Genomic DNA, 19,537 nt, shown 5'->3' with positions numbered 1-19,537 from the left:
CGCGGGCCCGGCGCGTCACTCCCGGTGCATCGGCCGGGTCGCGTCGTCGGACACCTGCCCATAGGACGACGGCCCCTGCGCCGGCGGCCCGTACGAGGACTGACCGTAGGCTCCGTGAGACGGCGCCCCGTAGGCCTCGTGGCCGGACATCTCGTACGCCGACGTCCCGTGCCCCGGCGTCACCACCGGCGGACGCCGCGAGCGCCATCGCGACGGGAACGCCGACGCCACCAGCAGCAGGACCCCCATCACCAGGAACACCCCCGTGTACCCCAGCGTCAGATACCCCGAACGCATCCATCCCGGCACGAACCGACTTATCACCGACGACCCGGACAGGATCTCGGCGAACGGCAGCAGACCGAGCAGCGTGAACCCGATCCCGCCCAGCAGCGAGGCGACCGGCGACAACCGCGAGGAGGCGAGAAGGGCCAGCAGCACACCGGCCACCACGATCGCGGCCAGCCCGGTCCACGAGACCAGAAAGTTCTGGATGCTCAGCGAGACCTCGCCGACTCCGTACACCAGGGCCACGGCGACCAGCGGTGGCAGCAGGACCCCGGCGACCACTCCGAGTACATGACGCACACCGTTGGACATGACGCCCCAACCCCCGTCGTCCGGTAAGGGCCCCAACCTACCGCGTGGATTCCCGCACGACGAGGTCCGGCTGGAACATGATCTGCTGGTGCGCGTGCGTGTCAGGGTTGTCGCACTCGTCCAGCAACAGCTCGGTGGCCACCCGGCCGAGCTGGTAGGTCGGCTGCCGGATCGACGACAGCGACACCGTGGAGGCCGAGGCGAAGTCGATGTCGTCGTACCCGATCAGCGACACGTCCTCGGGCACCCGCACACCCGCCTGGAGCAGGCCCCGCAGCATGCCGAGCGCCAGCAGGTCGTTGGCGCAGAACAGCGCGTCGGGCAGGGTGCCCTCGGCCAGCAGTTTCTCGGCCGCCTGCTGACCGGCCTTGGCCGTCATCGCCGGCATCGCGATCTCGCGCAGCTCCGCCGGGTCGCGTCCGGCCGCGGTCAGGGCCTGCTCGGCGCCCCGCCGCCGGTCCTGGCACTGCCGGATGGCGGGGGGCCCGGTCACGTAGCCGAGCCGCCCGGCCCCGCCGCGCAGCAGGTGGCCGGCCGCCATGGCGCCGCCGGTCACGTCGTTGACCGCGACCGCGCACTGGGTGGAGCGCTCGGCCGGGTGATCCACGAGCACCACGGCGATGCCCCGCTCGCGCAGTCGCTCCAGCCGGGCGGGGTCCTCGTCGGAGGGCGTGATGAGCACGCCGCGCACCCGCTGCTCGGCGAAGACCAGCAGGTTGCGCTCCTCCTTCGGCCGGCTGCCCGAGGAGTTGCCCAGGATGACCGCGTAGCCGCGCTCGCTGGCCATGTCCTCCACGCCGGCGGCGACGTCGGTGAAGAACGGGTTGCCGATGTCGATCACCGACAGCCCGATCGTGCGGCTGTGGCCGGCCCGCAGCGTGGAGGCCGAGCCGTGCCGGACGAACCCCAGGTCACGGATGGCGGCCTCGACGCGGGCGCGGGTGCCGCCCGCGACCTTCTCGGGGCGGTTGAGCACGTTGGACACCGTCCCGGGCGACACGCCCGCCCGGGCCGCGACGTCCTTGATGCTCACTGTGGCCATTCACGCCCCCGGGGCTCGTAGGTGCGCACGTCCGCGCTCCGCCGTACCAGATCCCGCATCTCGGCCAGGTCGCCGACCAGGCCGCGGGCTCGCGCCTGCACCAGCGCGTTGCCGAGGGCGGCCGCCTCGACCGGGCCCGCGACCACCGGGAGCCCCGTCGCCTCGGCCGTGAGCCGGCACAGCAACGCGTTGCGCGAGCCGCCGCCGACCACATGGACGACCTCGACGGGCCGCCCGCTGAGGCGGGCCGCGTCGTCGACGGCCTTTTTGTAGGCGAGGGCGAGGCTCTGCAGGATGCATCGTACGGCCTGCGCCCGTCCCTCCGGCGGCCGCTGCCCGGTACGGCTGCAGTAGGCGTCGATGCGGGCGGGCATGTCGCCCGGCGGCAGGAACGACGGGTCGTCGGGGTCGATGACCGCGTCGGTGCGGGCGTGCTCGGCCTCGGCCAGCAGCGCCTCCAGGTCGGGGTGGTCCCAGACGCGCAGGCACTCCTGCAGAATCCACAGGCCCATGACGTTGCGCAGGTAGCGGACGGTGCCGTCGAGGCCCGTCTCGTTGGTGAAGTTGGCCAGCCGGCTCTGCTCGGTGAGCACCGGGGCGGGCAGCTCGACGCCGACGAGCGACCACGTGCCGCACGAGATGTAGGCGAAGTTCGGGCCGGTGGCGGGCACGGCCACCACGGCGGAGGCGGTGTCGTGCGAGGCGACCTGGGTGACGACCGTGGAGTAGCCCAGCTCGGCGGCCACGTCCTCGCGCACGGGAGCCGACTCGGCATCGGTGATCGGCGGCAGGATCCGGCGGGGCAGGCCGAGCCGGTCGACCAGGTCCCACGCCCAGTCGCGGCGGGTCACGTCGTACAGGCCGGTGGTGGAGGCGTTGGTGCGCTCGGCGGCGATCCGCCCGGTCAGCCAGTAGCCGATCAGGTCCGGGATCATCAGCAGTGTCGCGGCCTCGTCGAGCCGCTCGCGCAGGAGCTGGTTGACCGTGGTGAACGGCAGGAACTGCAGCCCCGTCACCTCGTACGGGTCGATCCGCTCGGCGACCCCGGCCGTGCGCGCGTCGCGGTAGTGGACCGGGTTGCCGATCAGCCGGCCCGCGGCGTCGAGCAGGCCGTAGTCCACGGCCCACGAGTCGACGCCGGCCGACTCGGCGGGCCCCGCCCTGCGCAGGCCGTCGAGCACGCCCTGGTACAGGGAGAGGATGTCCCAGTGCAGGGTCCCGGCCACCCGTACCGGCCGGTTGGGGAAGCGGTGCGCCTCGGCGAGCTCGATCTTGTCGGCGGTGATGTCGGCGGTCATCACGCGCCCGCTGGAGGCGCCGAGGTCCACAGCGGTGAATCGCATGCGCTGATTAAAACGTATCAATCACAATGGCGCCATAGCCGAGGGTGACCCATTGACGGCCGCAGGCGCAGCGCCTACATTCCGGAAACATCCTGTTAAAACGTTTGTCGCGCGGAGGATGTATGGGCGCTCACCCCACGCTCGCACTCGCCGGCGTCAGCAAGTCCTTCGGCGCGGTCCGGGCGCTACGGGACGTCTCCATCGAGCTGCACGCGGGCGAGGCGCACGCCCTCGCGGGCGAGAACGGGGCGGGCAAGTCCACGCTCGTCAAGACGCTCGCCGGGGTCCACCGCCCCGACCAGGGCAGGATCCTGCTCAACGGCGAGCCCGTCGTCTTCTCCGGACCGGCCGGCGCCCAGCAGGCCGGCGTCGCCGTCATCTACCAGGAGCCCACGCTCTTCCCCGACCTGTCCGTCGCCGAGAACATCTTCATGGGCCGCCAGCCCCGCCGCTCGCTCGGCCGCATCGACCGCGCCGCCATGCGCGCCGAGACCCGCGAGCTGTTCGGCCGGCTCGGCGTCGCCCTCGACCCCGGCCGCCCCACGCGCGGCCTGTCCATCGCCGACCAGCAGCTCGTGGAGATCGCCAAGGCGCTCTCCCGCGACGCCCGCGTGCTCGTCATGGACGAGCCGACGGCCGCGCTGTCGGGCGCGGAGGTCGCCCGCCTCTTCTCCGTCGTCGAGGCGCTGCGCGAGCACGGCTGCGCGGTCCTGTTCATCTCCCACCGGCTCGACGAGATCTTCGCCCTCTGCCAGCGCGTCACCACGCTGCGGGACGGCCAGTGGATCGCCAGCGAGCCCGTCGCCGGTCTCACCCACGACGACCTGGTGCGCCGCATGGTCGGCCGCGACCTCGGCGCCCTCTACCCGAAGCAGGAGGCGGCCGTCGGCGACGTCGCCCTCAGGGTCGAGCGGCTGACCCGCGAGGGCGTCTTCACCGACGTCTCCTTCGAGGTGCGGCGCGGCGAGATCGTCGCCCTGGCCGGGCTCGTCGGCGCCGGCCGCAGCGAGGTGGCCCGCGCGATCTTCGGCATCGACCGGTGGGACGCCGGCACGGTCACCGTGGACGGCCGCGAGCTGCCGCCCGGCAGCCCCACGGCCGCCATGGGCGCCGGCCTCGCCCTCGTCCCGGAGGACCGCCGCCAGCAGGGCCTGGTCATGGAGATGTCGATCGAGCGCAACATCGGCCTGACCGGGCTGCGCTCCCTGCGCCGCGGCCCCACGATCTCGCGGCGGGCCGAGCGCGACCGCGCGGCGGACTGGGCGGCACGGCTGCGGCTGAAGTTCGCCCGGCTCGGCGACGGCGTCGGCGTGCTGTCCGGGGGCAACCAGCAGAAGGTCGTGCTCGCCAAGTGGCTGGCCACCGAGCCGTCCGTGCTCGTCGTGGACGAGCCGACGCGCGGCATCGACGTGGGCACCAAGGCCGAGGTCCACCGGTTGCTGTCGGAGCTGGCCGGGCAGGGCATCGCCGTCCTGATGATCTCCTCCGACCTGCCCGAGGTGCTCGGCATGGCCGACCGGGTGCTCGTCATGCGCGAGGGGCGGCTGAGCGCCGAGATCCCGCGCGCCGAGGCCACCGAGGAGAGCGTGATGCACGCTGCCACGAGGAGGGCCGCATGACCGCGACCACGGTGCCGGACCAGGGACCGGGCCGGGAGCTCGGGACGCGCGGCGCCCGCGCCCTGGTGGACCTCGTCTTCCGCGCCCGCGAGCTCAGCCTCGTCGTGGCGCTGGCCGTGCTCGTCGCCGTGACCGCCGCGGTCAACGGCAACTTCCTGTCCGGCCAGGGCATCGAGGACATCCTGCTCAACACCGCGATCCTCGCCCTGCTGGCCGTCGGCCAGTCGATCGTGGTGATCACCCGCAACATCGACCTGTCGGTCGGCTCCGTGGTTGGGCTCGTCGCGTTCGTCACCGGCGACGTGCTCGCCCGCGGCGCCGGGATCGTGCCGGCCGTGCTGCTCGGCGTGGCCATCGGCGCCGCCTGCGGCCTGGTCAACGGCCTGCTGGTCAGCCTCTGCCGCGTGCCCGCGCTGGTCGTCACGCTCGGCACGCTGTACGTCATCCAGGGCCTCGACCACTACCTCGCCCACGGCCGGCAGATCAACGCGGTGGACCTGCCGCCCGCCCTGCTCGCCCTGGGCAACGGGGCCGTGCTCGGCGTGCCGTACCTGCCGCTCATCACGCTCGTGGTCATGCTCGCGGTCGGCGCCTACCTGCGGGCGTACCCGAGCGGCCGGGAGTTCTACGCGATCGGCTCCAGCCCCGAGGCCGCCCGGCTGGCCGGCGTGCCCGTCCGGCGGCGCGTGCTGGCCGCCTACCTGGTCAGCGGCTGCCTGGCCGGGCTCGCCGGGGTGCTGTGGCTGGCCCGGTTCGGCACGGTCGTCGGCGACTCCGCCAACGGCTGGGAGCTGCTGGTGGTCAGCGCGGTCGTGGTCGGCGGCGTGGCCATCACCGGCGGCGTCGGCAGCGTGTACGGCGCCGCGCTCGGCGCGCTGCTGCTCACCACGATCGGCAGCGCCCTCGTCGTGCTGCGGGTCAACCCGTTCTGGCAGCAGGCCATCACCGGGGCGCTGCTGCTGCTGGCCATCAGCGTCGACCGGGTGCTCGCGATCCGCGTCGCCCGCCTGCTCAGGAAGGGGAGCCGCCGATGACCCGGGTGCTGCGCTGGGACGTGCTGGTCGGCGCGCTGCTGGTGGCCGTGTTCGCCGCGGGCTCCTTCTCCGTGCCGGGGTTCGCGACCGTGGACAACCTGTCGTTCGCGCTCGGCGACCTCGGCGAGATCGCGCTCATCGCGCTGGCCATGACCCTGCTCGTGGTGGCCGCCGAGGTGGACCTGTCGGTGGCCTCGGTCCTCGGCCTGTCCAGCGCCATGGTCGGCGCGCTGTGGGACGGCGGCATGGCCATCGAGACGATCATCCCGCTGGTCGTGCTCACCGGAGCCGTGTGCGGCCTGGTCAACGGGCTGCTCGTGACCCGCCTCGGCCTGCCGTCGCTGGCGGTCACGATCGGCACCCTCGCGCTCTACCGCGGCCTGGCGTACGTGGTGCTCGGCGACCAGGCCGTCGCCCAGTTCCCGCCCGCCTACACCGCGCTCGCCGTGGACGACGTGCCCGGTACGCCGATCCCGTACCCCGTCGCCCTGTTCGTCCTGCTCGCCGCCGTCACCGGGGTCGTCCTGCACGCCACCGGCTTCGGCCGCGCCCTGTACGCCATCGGCGCGCAGGAGCAGGCCGCGTTCTTCGCCGGGATCCGGGTCAAACGGATCAAGCTGGTGCTGTTCACGCTCTCCGGCACCGTCGCCGCGTTCGCCGGCGTCGTCTTCACCCTCAGGTACGGCTCGGCCCGGGCCGACAACGGCCTCGGGATCGAGCTGGCCGTCATCGCGGCCGTGCTGCTCGGCGGCGTCGACTTCGACGGCGGCAAGGGCACCCTCGGCGGCGTCATCGCCGGGGTGCTGCTCATCGGGCTGCTGCGCAACCTGCTCATGCTCGGCGACGTCTCCACCGAGATCCAGTCGATCGTCACCGGGCTCCTCCTCATCGTGTCGGTGCTCACCCCCCGCCTCGTCTCGCTGGTCAGGCCCGTCCTGAAAGGAACCCCATGACCCCGATGCGTCTCACAGCCGTGGTCGCCCTGCTCGCCCTGGGTGCCGCCGCCTGCGGCGGCACCACCAAGTCCAGCGTCACCTCCGCCCCCGCGCCGGCCCCCGCCTCCTCCTCGGCCGCCGCCAAGGCCGACCCGAACGCCCCCCTCAAGGAGGGCATCAAGCTGGCGTTCCTCCCCAAGCAGATCAACAACCCGTACGAGACCATCGTCGACAACGCGGGCATCGAGGCCGCCAAGGAGTACAAGGGCGAGGCGAAGGAGGTCGGCCCGTCCGACGCCTCGGCCTCCTCCCAGATCTCCTACATCAACACGCTCACCCAGCAGGGCCACGACGCGATCCTCATCGCCGCCAACGACGCCAACGCCGTGTGCGGCCCGCTCTCGTCGGCCCGCGCCAAGGGCATCAAGGTCGTCTCGTACGACTCCGACGCCGCCCCCGAGTGCCGCGACCTGTTCATCAACCAGGCCAGCTCGGAGGAGGTCGGCCGCAGCCAGGTCAGGCTGCTCGCCGACCTGATCGGCAAGAAGGGCGAGATCGCCATCCTGTCGGCTACGGCCAACGCCACGAACCAGAACACCTGGATCAAGTACATGAAGGACGAGCTGGCCAAGCCCGACTACAAGGACATGAAGCTGGTCAAGGTGGCCTACGGCGACGACGACGACCAGAAGTCGTTCACCGAGACCCAGGGCCTGCTCCAGGCGTACCCGGACCTCAAGGGCATCATCTCGCCCACCACGGTCGGCGTCTCGGCGGCGGCCCGCTACATCTCCGGCTCCAAGTACAAGGGCAAGGTCGTGCTGACCGGCCTCGGCACGCCCAACCAGATGCGGCAGTTCGTCAAGGACGGCACGGTCGAGAAGTTCGCCCTGTGGAACCCCAAGGACCTCGGCTACCTCGCCTCCTACGCGGCGGCCGCGCTGGTGTCCGGCCAGATCACCGGCGCCCAGGGCGAGACGTTCAAGGCCGGCAAGCTCGGCGAGCGCACGATCGGCGCGAACGGCGAGGTCATCCTCGGCCCGCCGTTCACCTTCGACGCCGCCAACATCGACCAGTTCGACTTCTAGCGGTCCCCCCAGGACCGCTCTCCCCGGTCCCCGCCGCCCGGCGGGGACCTCACCACGAGCAAGACCAGCGAAGGCGAGGGCCAGTGAAGGTGCGGAGGGTGCCATGCGGCGCGTGTGCTTCCTGCTGAAGGTGCGCGAGGACCGTCTCGACGAGTACCGCGAGCGGCACGAGGCCGTGTGGCCCGACATGCTCGACGCCCTGCGGACGGCCGGATGGGGCAACTACTCGTTGTTCCTGCGCGAGGACGGCCTGCTCGTCGGATACCTGGAGACCGACGACTTCGAGGCCGCCCAGCGGCGGATGGCCGAGACGGACGTCAACGACAGGTGGCAGGCCGAGATGGCGCCGTTCTTCGAGACGGGCCGGGCGGACGAGGCCTTCGCGCCGCTGGAAGAAGTGTTCCACCTTGACTGAATCAGGACAGAATGAATCGGGGAAGGCTTTGATCAAGGAAGAGCTGCGCCGGCAGCGCATCGAGACGCCGTCGTGGGCGTACGGCAACTCCGGCACCAGGTTCAAGGTGTTCGCCCAGCAGGGCGTGCCGCGCGACCCGTACGAGAAGCTGGCGGACGCCGCGCAGGTGCACCGCCACACGGGTGTCGCGCCGACCGTCGCCCTGCACATCCCCTGGGACAAGGTCGACGACTACGCCGACCTGGCCCGGCACGCCTCGGAGCTGGGCGTGACGATCGGCGCCATCAACTCCAACGTGTTCCAGGACGACGACTACAAGCTGGGCAGCGTCACCCACCCGGACCCGGCGGTGCGCAGGAAGGCGCTGGGCCATCTGCTGGAGTGCGTGGACATCATGGACCAGACCGGGTCCGACACGCTCAAGCTGTGGTTCTCCGACGGCACCAACTACCCCGGCCAGGACGACATCCGCTCGCGCCAGGACCGGCTCGCCGAGGCCCTGGCCGCCGTCTACGAGCGGCTGGGGGAGGAGCAGCGGTTCCTGCTGGAGTACAAGCTGTTCGAGCCGGCCTTCTACATGACGGACCTGCCGGACTGGGGCGCCGCCTACGCGCACTGCCTCAAGCTCGGCCCGAAGGCGCAGGTCGTGGTCGACACCGGTCACCACGCGCCGGGCACCAACATCGAGTTCATCGTGGCGTTCCTGCTGCGCGAGGGGAAGCTCGGCGGCTTCGACTTCAACTCCCGCTTCTACGCCGACGACGACCTCATGGTGGGCGCGGCCGACCCGTTCCAGCTGTTCCGCATCATGTGCGAGGTGATCCGCGGCGGCGGGTACACCGACGAGACCGCGTTCATGCTCGACCAGTGCCACAACATCGAGCCCAAGATCCCCGGCCAGATCCGGTCGGTCATGAACGTGCAGGAGGCGACCGCCAAGGCCCTCCTCGTGGACCGTGACGCGCTGGCCGCCGCGCAGCGCGAGGGCGACGTGCTCGGCGCCAACGCCGTGCTCATGGACGCCTACAACACCGACGTCCGCCCCCTGCTCGCCGAGCTGCGCGAGGAGATGGGGCTGGACCCGGACCCGATGGCCGCCTACGCCAGGTCCGGTTACTTCGACAAGATCGCCGCCGAGAGGGTCGGCGGCGCGCAGGCAGGGTGGGGAGCCTGATGCAGGCCGTACAGGAACTGCTCGAAAGAGCGCACGCGCTGGGCGCCGACCCGCGCAACACCAACTACGCCGGGGGCAACGCCTCCGCCAAGGGCAGCGAGACCGACCCGGTGACGGGCGAGCAGGTGGAGCTGATGTGGGTGAAGGGGTCCGGGGGCGACCTCGGCACCCTCACCGCGGCCGGCCTGGCCGTGCTCCGGCTCGACCGGCTCCGCGCGCTGACCCGGGTCTATCCCGGTCCTGAGCGCGAGGACGAGATGGTCGCCGCGTTCGACTACTGCCTGCACGGCAAGGGCGGCGCCGCGCCGTCCATCGACACCGCCATGCACGGCCTGGTCGAGGCCACGCACGTGGACCACCTGCACCCCGACTCCGGCATCGCCATCGCGACCGCCGCCGACGGCCCCGAGCTGACCGGCCGGATCTTCGGCGACCGGGTCGTGTGGGTGCCGTGGCGGCGGCCCGGCTTCCAGCTCGGCCTCGACATCGCCGCCATCAAGGAGGCGAACCCGCAGGCCATCGGCTGCATCCTCGGCGGCCACGGCGTCACCGCCTGGGGCGCCACCAGCGAGGAGTGCCAGGCCAACTCCCTGGAGATCATCCGCACCGCCGAGCGGTACATCGCCGAGCACGGCCGTCCCGACCCGTTCGGCCCGGTCGTGCACGAGCCGCTGGCGGAGGAGGCCCGCCGCCGCCGCGCGGCCGAGCTGTTCCCGGTGGTCCGGGGCCTGGCGAGCACCGACGCGCGGCAGGTCGGCCACTACACCGACTCGCCCGAGGTGCTCGACTTCCTGGCCCGGGCCGAGCACCCCAGGCTCGCCGCGCTCGGCACGTCGTGCCCGGACCACTTCCTGCGCACCAAGGTCGCGCCGCTCGTGCTCGACCTCGCGCCGGACGCCCCGCTGGAGGAGGCCGTGGCCCGCCTGCGCGAGCTGCACGCCTCCTACCGCGAGGAGTACGCCGCCTACTACGCCCGCCACGCCACCCCCGACTCGCCGCCGATGCGCGGCGCGGACCCGGCGATCGTGCTGGTGCCCGGCGTCGGCATGTTCAGCTTCGGCAAGGACAAGCAGACCGCGCGCGTCGCCGGCGAGTTCTACGTCAACGCCATCAACGTGATGCGCGGCGCCGAGGCCCTGTCCCGCTACCAGCCGATCGCGGAGTCGGAGAAGTTCCGCATCGAGTACTGGGAGCTGGAGGAGGCCAAGCTGCGGCGCATGCCCGCGCCCAAGCCGCTGGCCGGCCGGGTCGCCCTGGTCACCGGCGGCGGCTCCGGCATCGGCGCCGCCACCGCGCGCCGCCTGGCCGCCGAGGGCGCGTGCGTGGTCGTCGCCGACCGCGACGTGGCGGCCGCCGGCAAGGTGGCCGCCGAGCTCGGCGCCAAGGCGCTGCGCGCCGAGGACGTGGCGATCGCCGCCGAGGCGGACGTCACCTCCGAGGAGCAGGTCGCCGAGGCCGTACGGCAGGCGGTCCTCGCCTTCGGCGGCGTCGACCTGGTCGTCAACAACGCCGGGCTGTCCCTGTCGCGCTCCCTGCTGGAGACCACGCTCGGCGACTGGGACCTCCAGCACGACGTCATGGCCCGCGGCTCGTTCCTCGTCTCCCGCGAGAGCGCCCGCGTGCTCATCGACCAGGACATGGGCGGCGACATCATCTACATCTCCTCGAAGAACTCCGTCTTCGCGGGGCCCAACAACGTCGCCTACGGCGCCGCCAAGGCCGACCAGGCCCACCAGGTGCGGCTGCTGGCCGCCGAGCTCGGCCAGTACGGCGTGCGCGTGAACGGCGTCAACCCCGACGGCGTCGTGCGCGGCTCCGGCATCTTCGCCTCCGGCTGGGGCGCCAACCGGGCGGCCGTGTACGGGGTGGAGGAGGAGCGGCTCGGCGAGTTCTACGCCCAGCGGACGCTGCTCAAGCGCGAGGTGCTGCCCGAGCACGTGGCCGCGGCAGTCTTCGCCCTCACGGGCGGCGACCTGGCGCAGACCACCGGCCTGCACATCCCGGTCGACGCGGGCGTGGCCGCCGCCTTCCTGCGCTAGCCGTCTCCCGCGGCGCACAGCGGTGCCGCCGGCATGTCATCCGTCGCCGGCGGCACCGCCTCCCTCTGTCCCCGAACCCCGCTACCCCCCAAAACGGCTCTAACACCCCAGGAGGCACGATGCCGCTCGAACGGATAAACGCACCCCGGACCAAGGTCGGGCTCGTCGCCGGCGGGCTCGGCGCGTACTGGCCGCAGTTCCCGGACCTGCTGCCCCAGCTCCAGCGGTCGTCCGCGCGGGTGTCGGAGCGGATGGGGGAGCTCGGCTGCGACGTGGTGGACGTGGGCTTCATCTCCGACGCCCAGGAGGGCGCGGTCGCGGCAGAACGGCTGCGCGAGGCCGGCTGCGACATCATCGTCGGCTTCCTGACCACCTACATGACCGCCACCATGCTGCTGCCCATCGCGCAGCGCAGCGGCGCGCCCGTGCTGCTCATCAACCTGCAGCCGACCGAGTCGATGGACCACGACACCTTCGACACCGGCCAGTGGCTGGCCTACTGCGGCGCCTGCCCGCTGCCGGAGATGGCCAACACCTTCACCCGGGCCGGCATCCCGTTCCGCTCCGTGTCGGGCTACCTGGAGGACCCGCGCGCCTGGGAGCGCATCGAGCGGTGGGTCAAGGCCGCCGGCGTGCGCGCGGCGCTGGGCAAGGGCCGTCACGGGCTGATGGGTCACCTGTACCCGGGCATGCTCGACGTCTCCACCGACCTCACGCTCGTCCCGGTCAACTTCGGCGGCCACGTCGAGGTCCTGGAGTTCGACGACCTGCGCGTACGCGTGGAGAAGGTCGGCGACACCGAGGTCAAGGAGCGTATCGAGCTGGCCCGCGAGGTGTTCGAGCTGGCCGACACGGTCGTGCCCGAGGACTTCGAGTGGGCGGCCCGCGTCTCCGTGGGCCTCGACCGGCTGGTGGAGGACTTCGACCTGGACAGCCTCGCCTACTACCACCGCGGGCTGGACGGCGAGATCCACGAACGGCTCGGCGCCGGCATGATCCTCGGCGCGTCGCTGCTCACGGCGCGCGGCGTCCCGGCGGCCGGCGAGTACGAGCTGCGCACCTCCCTGGCCATGCTGATCATGGACCGGCTCGGCGCGGGCGGCTCCTTCACCGAGCTGCAGGCGCTGGACTTCCTGCGCGGCCACGTCGAGATGGGCCACGACGGCCCGGCCCACCTGGCCATCAGCGCCCGCCGTCCCCTGCTGCGCGGCCTCGGCGTCTTCCACGGCAAGCGCGGCTGGGGTGTTTCGGTCGAGTTCGACGTGGCGCACGGGCCGGTGACGGCGTTCGGGCTCATCCAGCGGCGCGACGGCAGTTTCGCGTTCGTCGCCTCGGAGGGCGTGACCGTGGACGGCCCGCACCTCAAGATCGGCAACACGACGTCGCGGGTGGACTTCGGCCGCGACCCGGGGGAGTGGACGGACGCGTGGAGCGCCTCCGGCATCTCCCACCACTGGGCCCTCGGCACCGGCCACCGGATCGGCGAGCTGCGGGCGCTGGCGGACCTCATGGACGTGGAGCTGGTGGAGATCTGACCCCCGGCCGGTCGCATCCTTCGGCGACCGCCTCCGCCTGCCCATCGCCCGCTTCACCACCCCGGCGACCCCGGACACCCCGTACGCGGTGGTGTCCGTCCGCCCCGGCAACTGACCCCGCACCCGGCTCCCGGCCGCGCGGAAAGCGCGGCCGGGAGGGCCTCCGGAGCTCAACAGCCGTGATCTGGTCGAAGTGCCGGGCGGGCGATATGATGAATTGGTTATATTCCCTGCATGAGCTGGGAGATCAGTCTGCATCCGGCAGTGGAGGAGTGGTATCTGGCCGTCTGCGTGGACGATCCTGGGACCGCGGACCTGATTCACGCCGCCATCGACCAACTCGCCGAGGAAGGTCCGACAGCGCGGCGTCCCCTGGTAGATCGGGTGAAAGGCAGCCGCTATCACAACATGAAGGAGTTGCGGCCGCCATCGACGGGGACGACAGAGATAAGGATGATCTTTGCGTTCGACCCGGTCCGAGAGGCGATCTTCCTCGTGGCGGGTGACAAGGCGGGAAACTGGAGCGACTGGTATGACAAGGCGATCGCGCTGGCGGACGAGCGATACACCGAGCACCTGATCGCTTTGGGGAGACAGGAGGAGCGATGAGCGCCGAATTCGTCAAGTGGGGCGAGGTCAAGGCCAAGGCGCGGGAGCTCGACCCTCGCGGCGACGTCGAGCGGGAGGCGGGTCTGAACGCGGCTCGGGGACGCCTTGAGGCGTACGAGCTCGGTCATCGGCTCAGTGAGATGCGCCGATCGATGGGCGTCACCCAGGCTGAGGTGGCCGAGGCGCTCGGGGTCAGCCAGGGGCGGATCTCCCGCATCGAGAGCGGTGAGGTGTCCGGGATCGAGGTGGTCCGCGCCTATGTCACCGCCCTCGGCGGCACGGTGGACATCGTCGCCACGCTGGGAGGCCGTACGTGGAAGGTGGCATGAGGCGGCTCCCGGCCGGGCGGAGGGCGCGGCCGGGAGCCGTCGGTCACTTCTTGATCGTGTAGCTGTCGCCGTAGACCTTCCAGGTGAGCGGCGGGTCGAGGTCGAGGTTGCCGTTCTTGAGGAAGACCCGCTGCGCCGTGTCCACGCGGCTGGTGTCCTCGTGCGCCTCCTCCGCCTTCATGGCCGCCTTGCGGGCGTCCAGGAACGCGTTGAGGTACGTCGTCTCGTTGCCGCCCTGGGCCGGGGTCTTGGCCTTGGCCAGGGCCGACTTCCTGATGCCGCCGAAGCTCAGCTTGTCGGTGCCGGGGCCGTGCATGACGATGGCGTCGTAGTAGACGAACTGGCCGAGCGCCCGCAGGCCGTCCTGCTTGGCCTGCTTGACGGCCGGGTCGAAGTAGACGCGGTCGCGCTCGTCGTTCTGCGCCTGCTGGAAGACGGTGTCCTTGGCGGCCGTCTTCCAGTCCTTGGTGAAGTTCGGGTCGAGGCCCTTGTGGGAGTCGCTGCCGTTGACCTTGCGCAGCGCGGGGAGGTACTTGGCGAGCACGTTGCCGGGCTTGCGGTCGGTGTAGACCTCGACGAGCTGGAGCATGTCGCTCGTGCCGGAGCAGAAGCCGATGATGCCGGCGGTGTAGCCGCGCCCGTCGTCGATGTCCTCGATGTAGCCGTACTGGGCCTTCCAGTCGAGCGACGAGTTCTCCGCGCTGGACACCAGCTGCATGGCGATGTCCTTCTTGTGCGGATCGGTCAGGTCGACGGGCGCCTGGAGCGTCAGCGCGAGCACGGGCGCCAGGACGGGGGCGAGGAGGGTGGTTAACACATGCGCTCCTGTGAGCCGGGATTCGTTAGGAAGCCTTCCTAACGAACCGGACACACAGGAGTCAAGGGCTTCGCCGAATCCTGTGGAGTACCGTCACGGCCGCAACGCCGCGAGCTGCTGCGCGAACGGGACCACCGCCTCGGCGTCCGCGCTGGTCCGAGCCGTGGCCGCGCGGCCCGACACCAGCTCCGCCAGCTCGCCGGCGGCCCGCCCGATCCGCTCACCCAGCCCGTCCGTAAAGGCGTCGCCCCCGCCGCCCCAGTCCTCCGAGGCCGCGTACACGGCCGTCGGCACCACGATCGCGCGCAGGTACGCGAACAGGGGACGCATCGCGTGCTCCAGCGCCAGCGAGTGCCGCGCCGTGCCGCCCGTGGCGGCGATCAGCACCGGCTTGCCCGCCAGCGCCTCCGGCTCGATGACGTCGAAGAACGACTTGAACAGGCCGCTGTAGGAGGCGGTGAAGACGGGCGTGACCGCGACGAGCCCGTCCGCCCGCGTGACCGCCTCGACGGCCTCGCGCAGCCGGGCGCCGGGGAAGCCGGTGACGAAGGCGTTGGCGATGTCCACGGCCAGGTCACGCAGCTCCACCACGCGCACCTCGACCGGGTCCGGCCCGCCCGCGCCGGCGGAGTCCTCCAGGTGGCGGCGGGCCGCCTCCAGCAGGCGGTCGGCCAGCAGGCGGGTGGAGGACGGCTCGCTGAGTCCCGCCGACACGGCGACGAGCTTCATGGTCACACTCCTGTTCGGAAGAGAAGAGAGGTCAGACGGCGGACGGCTGGGCCGCCGTGCGGGAGGCGTGCGTGGGGGCGTCCGGCACGCTGTCCGGACGGTCCTTGGCGAACTCGCGGCGCAGCACCGGCACGACCTCCTCGCCGAGGAGGTCGAGCTGCTCCAGCACCGTCTTCAGCGGCAGCCCGGCGTGGTCCATGAGGAACAGCTGCCGCTGGTAGTCGCCGAAGTACTCGCGGAAGGTCAGCGTCCGGTCGATGACCTGCTGCGGGCTGCCCACCGTGAGCGGCGTCTCGGCCATGAAGTCCTCCAGCGCGGGCCCGTGGCCGTACACCGGGGCGTTGTCGAAGTACGGGCGGAACTCGCGGACCGCGTCCTGGGAGTTCTTGCGCATGAACACCTGCCCGCCGAGGCCCACGATCGCCTGCTCCGGCGTGCCGTGCCCGTAGTGGGCGTACCGCTGCCGGTAGAGAGTGATCAGCTTGATGAAGTGGTCCTTCGGCCAGAAGATGTTGTTGGCGAAGAACCCGTCGCCGTAGTACGCGGCCTGCTCGGCGATCTCCGGGCTGCGGATGGAGCCGTGCCACACGAACGGCGGCACCCCGTCGAGCGGGCGCGGCGTGGAGGTGAAGCCCTGCAGCGGCGTGCGGAAGCGGCCCTCCCAGTCCACCACGTCCTCGCGCCAGAGCCGGTGCAGCAGCGCGTAGTTCTCGATGGCCAGCGGGATGCCCTGCCGGATGTCCTGGCCGAACCACGGGTAGACCGGGCCGGTGTTGCCACGGCCCAGCATCAGGTCCACCCGGCCGTCGGCCAGGTGCTGGAGCATGGCGTAGTCCTCGGCGATCTTGACCGGGTCGTTGGTGGTGATCAGCGTCGTGGACGTGGACAGGATCAGCCGCTCGGTCCGCGCCGCGATGTAGCCGAGCATCGTGGTCGGCGACGAGGGCACGAACGGCGGGTTGTGGTGCTCGCCGGTGGCGAACACGTCGAGGCCGACCTCCTCGGCCTTCAGGGCGATGGTCACCATCGCCTTGATGCGCTCACTCTCGGTCGGTGTGCGGCCCGTGGTCGGGTCCATGGTCACATCGCCGACACTGAAGACGCCGAACTGCATCTTAGTCACCACCTATGACTGTTGAAACTTTAACAGCTACCTCAGCGCGACGGCGCCCCGGCTTATTCCACCATGATCGTGGGCCGGGGCGCGGTGGGCGGGTGGGAGAGGAAGCCGCCCGGCGGCCTCTCTCAGGTGCCGCGCTCCTCCCCTTCCTCCTCGTCCTCGGCCTCGTAGTCGCTGAGACAGTCGTAGAGCTCGTCGACCAGGGGCGAGCGGTCGGCCCACCACGGAGTCGGGTGCTCGGCCGAGCCGCCCTCGACCAGCGCGGGATCGACGGCCTCCAGCCAGCGTTCGTGCGCGTCCTGATCGATCGCGTAGAGGTCGATCTCGGCGAGTGAGCTGATCTTGGGGACGGGGACGGTCGCCCGCTGGTGCTGCACCATCCAGGTGTTGCGGAAGAAGTCGAAGCGCAGGTGGTGGCAGTCGCCGGTCTCGGAGAACAGGATCGGCGGGACCAGGAAGTGCTCCGCCCCGACGGTGGCCGCCACGTCGATGTAGTTGCCGGGGACCCCGCCGGCGTTCCAGCAGGCGGCGAAGTTCACCGGGGTGAGCGACTCCTTGCCCAGCACGTGGATCTGGTTGCCGCGGATCACGAACTTCTCCGGGTCGAGGACCACGTCCTCCCCGAGCATCAGGATCGGAGCCGGCATGATGTGCGCCTTGGCGAAACTCTGCGCGCGCTCGTGGAGGTCGACGATCTCGTCGAGGCGCGTGGGGTCGAACTGGCCTCCGTCGTGGAACGGGCAGCAGACGCCGTCCGTCAGCTCCGGCTCCGGGAAGAGAAGGGACTTGTCGAACGGCGCCACGGCGGGCGCCTCGGGGCCGCCCCTGCCCTTGAGGAAGGCCGGGATCCAGGCGTCGTCCTCGGCCTCGATCACGGCCGACTCGCACAGGTCACGGAAGGACTCGTCGCCGAGCTTGCAGTTGAAGTAGTCGAGCAGCGTGATCGCGGCGCACTCGGCGAGCGACAGCCCGTCGCTCCTGGCGAACCAGAAGTCGTAGCCGTTCGCGATGAAGTGCACGCCGCGGAACTGCTTGTGAAGGTACGGCTCGCGCGCGGGGCCGCGGGCGAGGCCGTTCCAGTGGGCGGCGGCGACCCGGTTGTAGGAGGCGTCGGCGTGGCGCGCCAGCTCGGGGGCGAAGACGCTCTCGCCCGTCAGGTAGCAGGCCTTGCTGAACAGCGCGCCGATCTCCGGGTCGTGGGTGACCTCGGGGTCCTCGGCGAAGATGAGCTCGGTGCGCAGGAAGACCTTGCGGCCGTCGCGGAAGGGCGCGCCCTCGTGCTCGTACCGCTGGTCGAAGACGACGCAGGTGAAGCTCTCGATGCCCGCGACCGCCGCGCCTCCGGTGAGGTCGAGCGCGGGCTCACCCGTGCCGCCCGTGAGATAGAGCAGCACCGTGTAACGGGAGACGTGCCCGCGGGCGGCGTCGTAGTAGGGCGTGTCGCGGTGGCGGTGGAAGTTGGCGTCGTCCGGCTCGAAACGGTTGCAGCGGAACACCGGGTTGACGTGCGAGAAGCCGTCGAGCAGCGGCGTCGGCATCGCCCTGCGCACCGCCTCGGTGAGCGCGTCGGCGAGCAGCGCCGAGTGGAAGATGAAGCGATCGCCGCCGCGGGTGGCGGCGTTGAGCGGCGGGACGTAGAGGCCGAGCGTGTCGAGGCCCTCCAGGCGGGCGCGGCCGGCGTCCGGGAGCCGCAGCGACGAGGCGTACGCGTCCTTCGCCAGCTCCACGGGCTCGCTCAGCTCCAGCTCCAGCGGGGTGTCCGCGAACCAGCGGTCGAGCGGCACGATGTTCTCGAAGGTGCGGAACGACAGCTCACGCGGATCGACGAAGACGGCGGCCAGGTGGGGCGCCAGTTCGCTGGGCCGCGCGAACCGCTCGCGCACGCCTTCGTGGACGCGCTCGGCGTCGACGAAGCGCACCGCCTTGAAACGGGCGGTGGGGTGCCAGGAGATCGCGAGCCCGTCCAGCGTCGCGGCGGGCTCCGTGTCCGTCGCGTCGACCTCGGCCAGGTAGCGGGCGACCTCGTCGGCGGGGGCCTGACCGGTCGACAGGGCGAAGAAGCGGTCGCGGAGTCGGATGCTCACACGCTCCTCCAGAAGCTGCGCAGGGCGGACGGAAGCTGCGGGGCGTTCGCCAGGATCTGGACACCGGCGTCCTCGACGTCGTGGCCGTAGAGGAACAGGCGCTTGAGCGAGCCGGCGAACGGCGCCTCGACCAGGGCCCGCGCCCCGTCGGGGCCGATCCGGTTGTAGCGGAGGTCGAGCTCCTCCAGCCGCTCGAAGCCCGCCAGAGCGCGCACGCCCTCGGCGGTGAGCCGGTTGCTCTGAAGGTGCAGGCGCCGGACCTCGCCGAAGGCCGGGGACGCGCACAGGGCCGCCACGCCGGCGTCGCCGACGCCGCAGTAGCGCAGGTCGAGCGTTTCGATCCGGCCGTCCGAGGTCGCGGCGGCGAGCGCCTCGGCGCCGGCATCGCCGATGCGGAAGTACGCGAGGTCGAGCTCGGTGAGCCCGCCGAGGTCGAGGTCCGCCAGGGCGCGGGCGTCGTGGGGCGGCGGCGGCAGCGGCATGTCGTTCTCGTCGAAGTCGGGCTCGTCGCCGTAGTAGTCCGCGTCCGCGTCCTCCGCCTCAGCTCCCGGCCTGATGCGCAGCCCGGTCACCAGGCGGCCCCGGATGGCCTGTCCGATGAGCGCGGGCGCCTGATCGGACCACGCGACGGCGACCTTCACGGCGAACCCGTGCCGGCCCGTCACGACGGTCACCCCGGGTGGCAGCTCCGCGTCCCACTGCTCCTGGTGCTCCTCCACCAGCAGGTCGATCCGGCGCCTGAGGTCGTCGCGGTCGGCTGGTCGGGCGTGCGCGTGGCGGTGCTCCAGACGGATCAACTCGCCCCGGGCGTCGCCCTGGTCCCGTAACCGGCCGCCGTACGCGCCCCACGTCGCCTCGTCGCCGGGGCGCTCACGGAGCCTTTGTTCCAAGGCCTTCGCTTCCATGCGGGCACCCTAGGGGCAGCCACTGACAATCGGCTCCCGCCGCCGTGAAGGCGCTGGTCAGGCTGCTCCGGTTTCGAGCGCCGTCCGGGCTTCGGCCACTGTCCAGTCCTCCAGCGGTAG

General features: G+C 71.5%; 18 protein-coding genes. 10 read left to right on the top strand and 8 right to left on the bottom strand.

What is annotated here, in order from left to right; genetic code table 11:
* Window positions 1-15: 15 nt before the first annotated feature.
* From MTP10_RS26725 to MTP10_RS26715, 3 genes are read right to left on the bottom strand one after another with little or no spacing between them, the layout of a single operon-like run.
* On the bottom strand, window positions 16-600 hold the full coding sequence (locus MTP10_RS26725; protein WP_310712432.1) for a hypothetical protein: 585 nt from the start codon (window positions 598-600) through the stop codon (window positions 16-18).
* A gap of 37 nt (window positions 601-637) precedes the next feature.
* Window positions 638-1,642, bottom strand: a complete 1,005-nt coding sequence (locus tag MTP10_RS26720; protein ID WP_310712431.1) for a LacI family DNA-binding transcriptional regulator — start codon at window positions 1,640-1,642, stop codon at window positions 638-640.
* Window positions 1,630-2,985, bottom strand: coding sequence for a rhamnulokinase family protein (locus tag MTP10_RS26715; protein WP_310712430.1), 1,356 nt, complete (start codon window positions 2,983-2,985; stop codon window positions 1,630-1,632). The genes MTP10_RS26720 and MTP10_RS26715 overlap by 13 nt, the downstream gene beginning before the upstream one ends.
* 122 nt (window positions 2,986-3,107) lie before the next feature.
* Here MTP10_RS26715 and MTP10_RS26710 point away from each other — a divergent pair, with 122 nt between their 5' ends.
* The 10 genes from MTP10_RS26710 to MTP10_RS26665 all read left to right on the top strand — a co-directional run bounded on the left by MTP10_RS26710 (window position 3,108) and on the right by MTP10_RS26665 (window position 13,762).
* Window positions 3,108-4,604, top strand: coding sequence for a sugar ABC transporter ATP-binding protein (locus MTP10_RS26710; protein WP_310712429.1), 1,497 nt, complete (start codon window positions 3,108-3,110; stop codon window positions 4,602-4,604).
* Window positions 4,601-5,638 carry an ABC transporter permease gene (locus MTP10_RS26705; protein WP_310712428.1) on the top strand — a complete coding sequence of 346 codons (1,038 nt, stop codon included), beginning with the start codon at window positions 4,601-4,603 and terminating at the stop codon, window positions 5,636-5,638. Before MTP10_RS26710 ends, MTP10_RS26705 begins: the two co-directional genes overlap by 4 nt.
* Complete coding sequence (locus MTP10_RS26700) at window positions 5,635-6,591, top strand: ABC transporter permease (protein WP_310712427.1); 957 nt, start codon at window positions 5,635-5,637, stop codon at window positions 6,589-6,591. The genes MTP10_RS26705 and MTP10_RS26700 overlap by 4 nt, the downstream gene beginning before the upstream one ends.
* A complete protein-coding gene (gene rhaS / locus MTP10_RS26695) occupies window positions 6,588-7,661 on the top strand; it encodes a rhamnose ABC transporter substrate-binding protein (RefSeq protein ID WP_310712426.1) in 1,074 nt (357 codons plus the stop codon). Before MTP10_RS26700 ends, rhaS begins: the two co-directional genes overlap by 4 nt.
* A gap of 103 nt (window positions 7,662-7,764) precedes the next feature.
* Complete coding sequence (locus MTP10_RS26690; protein ID WP_310712425.1) at window positions 7,765-8,076, top strand: L-rhamnose mutarotase; 312 nt, start codon at window positions 7,765-7,767, stop codon at window positions 8,074-8,076.
* A 28-nt stretch (window positions 8,077-8,104) separates the two neighbouring features.
* Window positions 8,105-9,250: an L-rhamnose isomerase gene (gene rhaI, locus MTP10_RS26685; RefSeq protein ID WP_310712424.1), complete on the top strand. Its 1,146-nt coding sequence runs from the start codon at window positions 8,105-8,107 to the stop codon at window positions 9,248-9,250.
* Window positions 9,250-11,289 (top strand): bifunctional aldolase/short-chain dehydrogenase, encoded by a 2,040-nt coding sequence (locus tag MTP10_RS26680; RefSeq protein ID WP_310712423.1) that lies wholly within the window; start codon window positions 9,250-9,252, stop codon window positions 11,287-11,289. The genes rhaI and MTP10_RS26680 overlap by 1 nt, the downstream gene beginning before the upstream one ends.
* 119 nt (window positions 11,290-11,408) lie before the next feature.
* A complete protein-coding gene (locus MTP10_RS26675) occupies window positions 11,409-12,824 on the top strand; it encodes an L-fucose/L-arabinose isomerase family protein (RefSeq protein WP_310712422.1) in 1,416 nt (471 codons plus the stop codon).
* A gap of 234 nt (window positions 12,825-13,058) precedes the next feature.
* Window positions 13,059-13,433, top strand: coding sequence for a type II toxin-antitoxin system RelE/ParE family toxin (locus tag MTP10_RS26670; RefSeq protein ID WP_310712421.1), 375 nt, complete (start codon window positions 13,059-13,061; stop codon window positions 13,431-13,433).
* On the top strand, window positions 13,430-13,762 hold the full coding sequence (locus MTP10_RS26665) for a helix-turn-helix transcriptional regulator (protein ID WP_310712420.1): 333 nt from the start codon (window positions 13,430-13,432) through the stop codon (window positions 13,760-13,762). Before MTP10_RS26670 ends, MTP10_RS26665 begins: the two co-directional genes overlap by 4 nt.
* Before the next feature lie 43 nt (window positions 13,763-13,805).
* Here the strand turns inward: MTP10_RS26665 and MTP10_RS26660 are convergent, their stop codons facing one another.
* From MTP10_RS26660 to MTP10_RS26640, 5 genes are all read right to left on the bottom strand, one after another.
* Window positions 13,806-14,579, bottom strand: a complete 774-nt coding sequence (locus tag MTP10_RS26660; RefSeq protein WP_310712419.1) for a chitosanase — start codon at window positions 14,577-14,579, stop codon at window positions 13,806-13,808.
* A gap of 93 nt (window positions 14,580-14,672) precedes the next feature.
* Window positions 14,673-15,308, bottom strand: coding sequence for an FMN reductase (locus MTP10_RS26655; protein WP_310712418.1), 636 nt, complete (start codon window positions 15,306-15,308; stop codon window positions 14,673-14,675).
* 31 nt (window positions 15,309-15,339) lie between these two features.
* Entirely contained in the window at window positions 15,340-16,422 is a 1,083-nt protein-coding gene (locus MTP10_RS26650; protein ID WP_310712462.1) for an LLM class flavin-dependent oxidoreductase, read from the bottom strand.
* Between the two features lie 131 nt (window positions 16,423-16,553).
* Window positions 16,554-18,512, bottom strand: a complete 1,959-nt coding sequence (locus MTP10_RS26645; RefSeq protein WP_310712417.1) for a hypothetical protein — start codon at window positions 18,510-18,512, stop codon at window positions 16,554-16,556.
* Window positions 18,509-19,417, bottom strand: coding sequence for a hypothetical protein (locus MTP10_RS26640; RefSeq protein ID WP_310712416.1), 909 nt, complete (start codon window positions 19,415-19,417; stop codon window positions 18,509-18,511). Before MTP10_RS26640 ends, MTP10_RS26645 begins: the two co-directional genes overlap by 4 nt.
* Window positions 19,418-19,537 lie beyond the last annotated feature (120 nt).

The organism is Nonomuraea sp. 3-1Str, from assembly GCF_031570565.1.
Taxonomy (GTDB): Bacteria; Actinomycetota; Actinomycetes; order Streptosporangiales; family Streptosporangiaceae; genus Nonomuraea.
This window is presented reverse-complemented; position numbering and strand designations above follow the sequence as displayed.

Coding starts and splice junctions, on each gene's coding strand:
- MTP10_RS26725 (WP_310712432.1), bottom strand. CDS start 600: ATGTCCAACGGTGTGCGTCATGTACTCGGAGTGGTCGCCGGGGTCCTG.
- MTP10_RS26720 (WP_310712431.1), bottom strand. CDS start 1,642: ATGGCCACAGTGAGCATCAAGGACGTCGCGGCCCGGGCGGGCGTGTCG.
- MTP10_RS26715 (WP_310712430.1), bottom strand. CDS start 2,985: ATGCGATTCACCGCTGTGGACCTCGGCGCCTCCAGCGGGCGCGTGATG.
- MTP10_RS26710 (WP_310712429.1), top strand. CDS start 3,108: ATGGGCGCTCACCCCACGCTCGCACTCGCCGGCGTCAGCAAGTCCTTC.
- MTP10_RS26705 (WP_310712428.1), top strand. CDS start 4,601: ATGACCGCGACCACGGTGCCGGACCAGGGACCGGGCCGGGAGCTCGGG.
- MTP10_RS26700 (WP_310712427.1), top strand. CDS start 5,635: ATGACCCGGGTGCTGCGCTGGGACGTGCTGGTCGGCGCGCTGCTGGTG.
- rhaS (WP_310712426.1), top strand. CDS start 6,588: ATGACCCCGATGCGTCTCACAGCCGTGGTCGCCCTGCTCGCCCTGGGT.
- MTP10_RS26690 (WP_310712425.1), top strand. CDS start 7,765: ATGCGGCGCGTGTGCTTCCTGCTGAAGGTGCGCGAGGACCGTCTCGAC.
- MTP10_RS26680 (WP_310712423.1), top strand. CDS start 9,250: ATGCAGGCCGTACAGGAACTGCTCGAAAGAGCGCACGCGCTGGGCGCC.
- MTP10_RS26675 (WP_310712422.1), top strand. CDS start 11,409: ATGCCGCTCGAACGGATAAACGCACCCCGGACCAAGGTCGGGCTCGTC.
- MTP10_RS26670 (WP_310712421.1), top strand. CDS start 13,059: ATGAGCTGGGAGATCAGTCTGCATCCGGCAGTGGAGGAGTGGTATCTG.
- MTP10_RS26665 (WP_310712420.1), top strand. CDS start 13,430: ATGAGCGCCGAATTCGTCAAGTGGGGCGAGGTCAAGGCCAAGGCGCGG.
- MTP10_RS26655 (WP_310712418.1), bottom strand. CDS start 15,308: ATGAAGCTCGTCGCCGTGTCGGCGGGACTCAGCGAGCCGTCCTCCACC.
- MTP10_RS26650 (WP_310712462.1), bottom strand. CDS start 16,422: ATGCAGTTCGGCGTCTTCAGTGTCGGCGATGTGACCATGGACCCGACC.
- MTP10_RS26640 (WP_310712416.1), bottom strand. CDS start 19,417: ATGGAAGCGAAGGCCTTGGAACAAAGGCTCCGTGAGCGCCCCGGCGAC.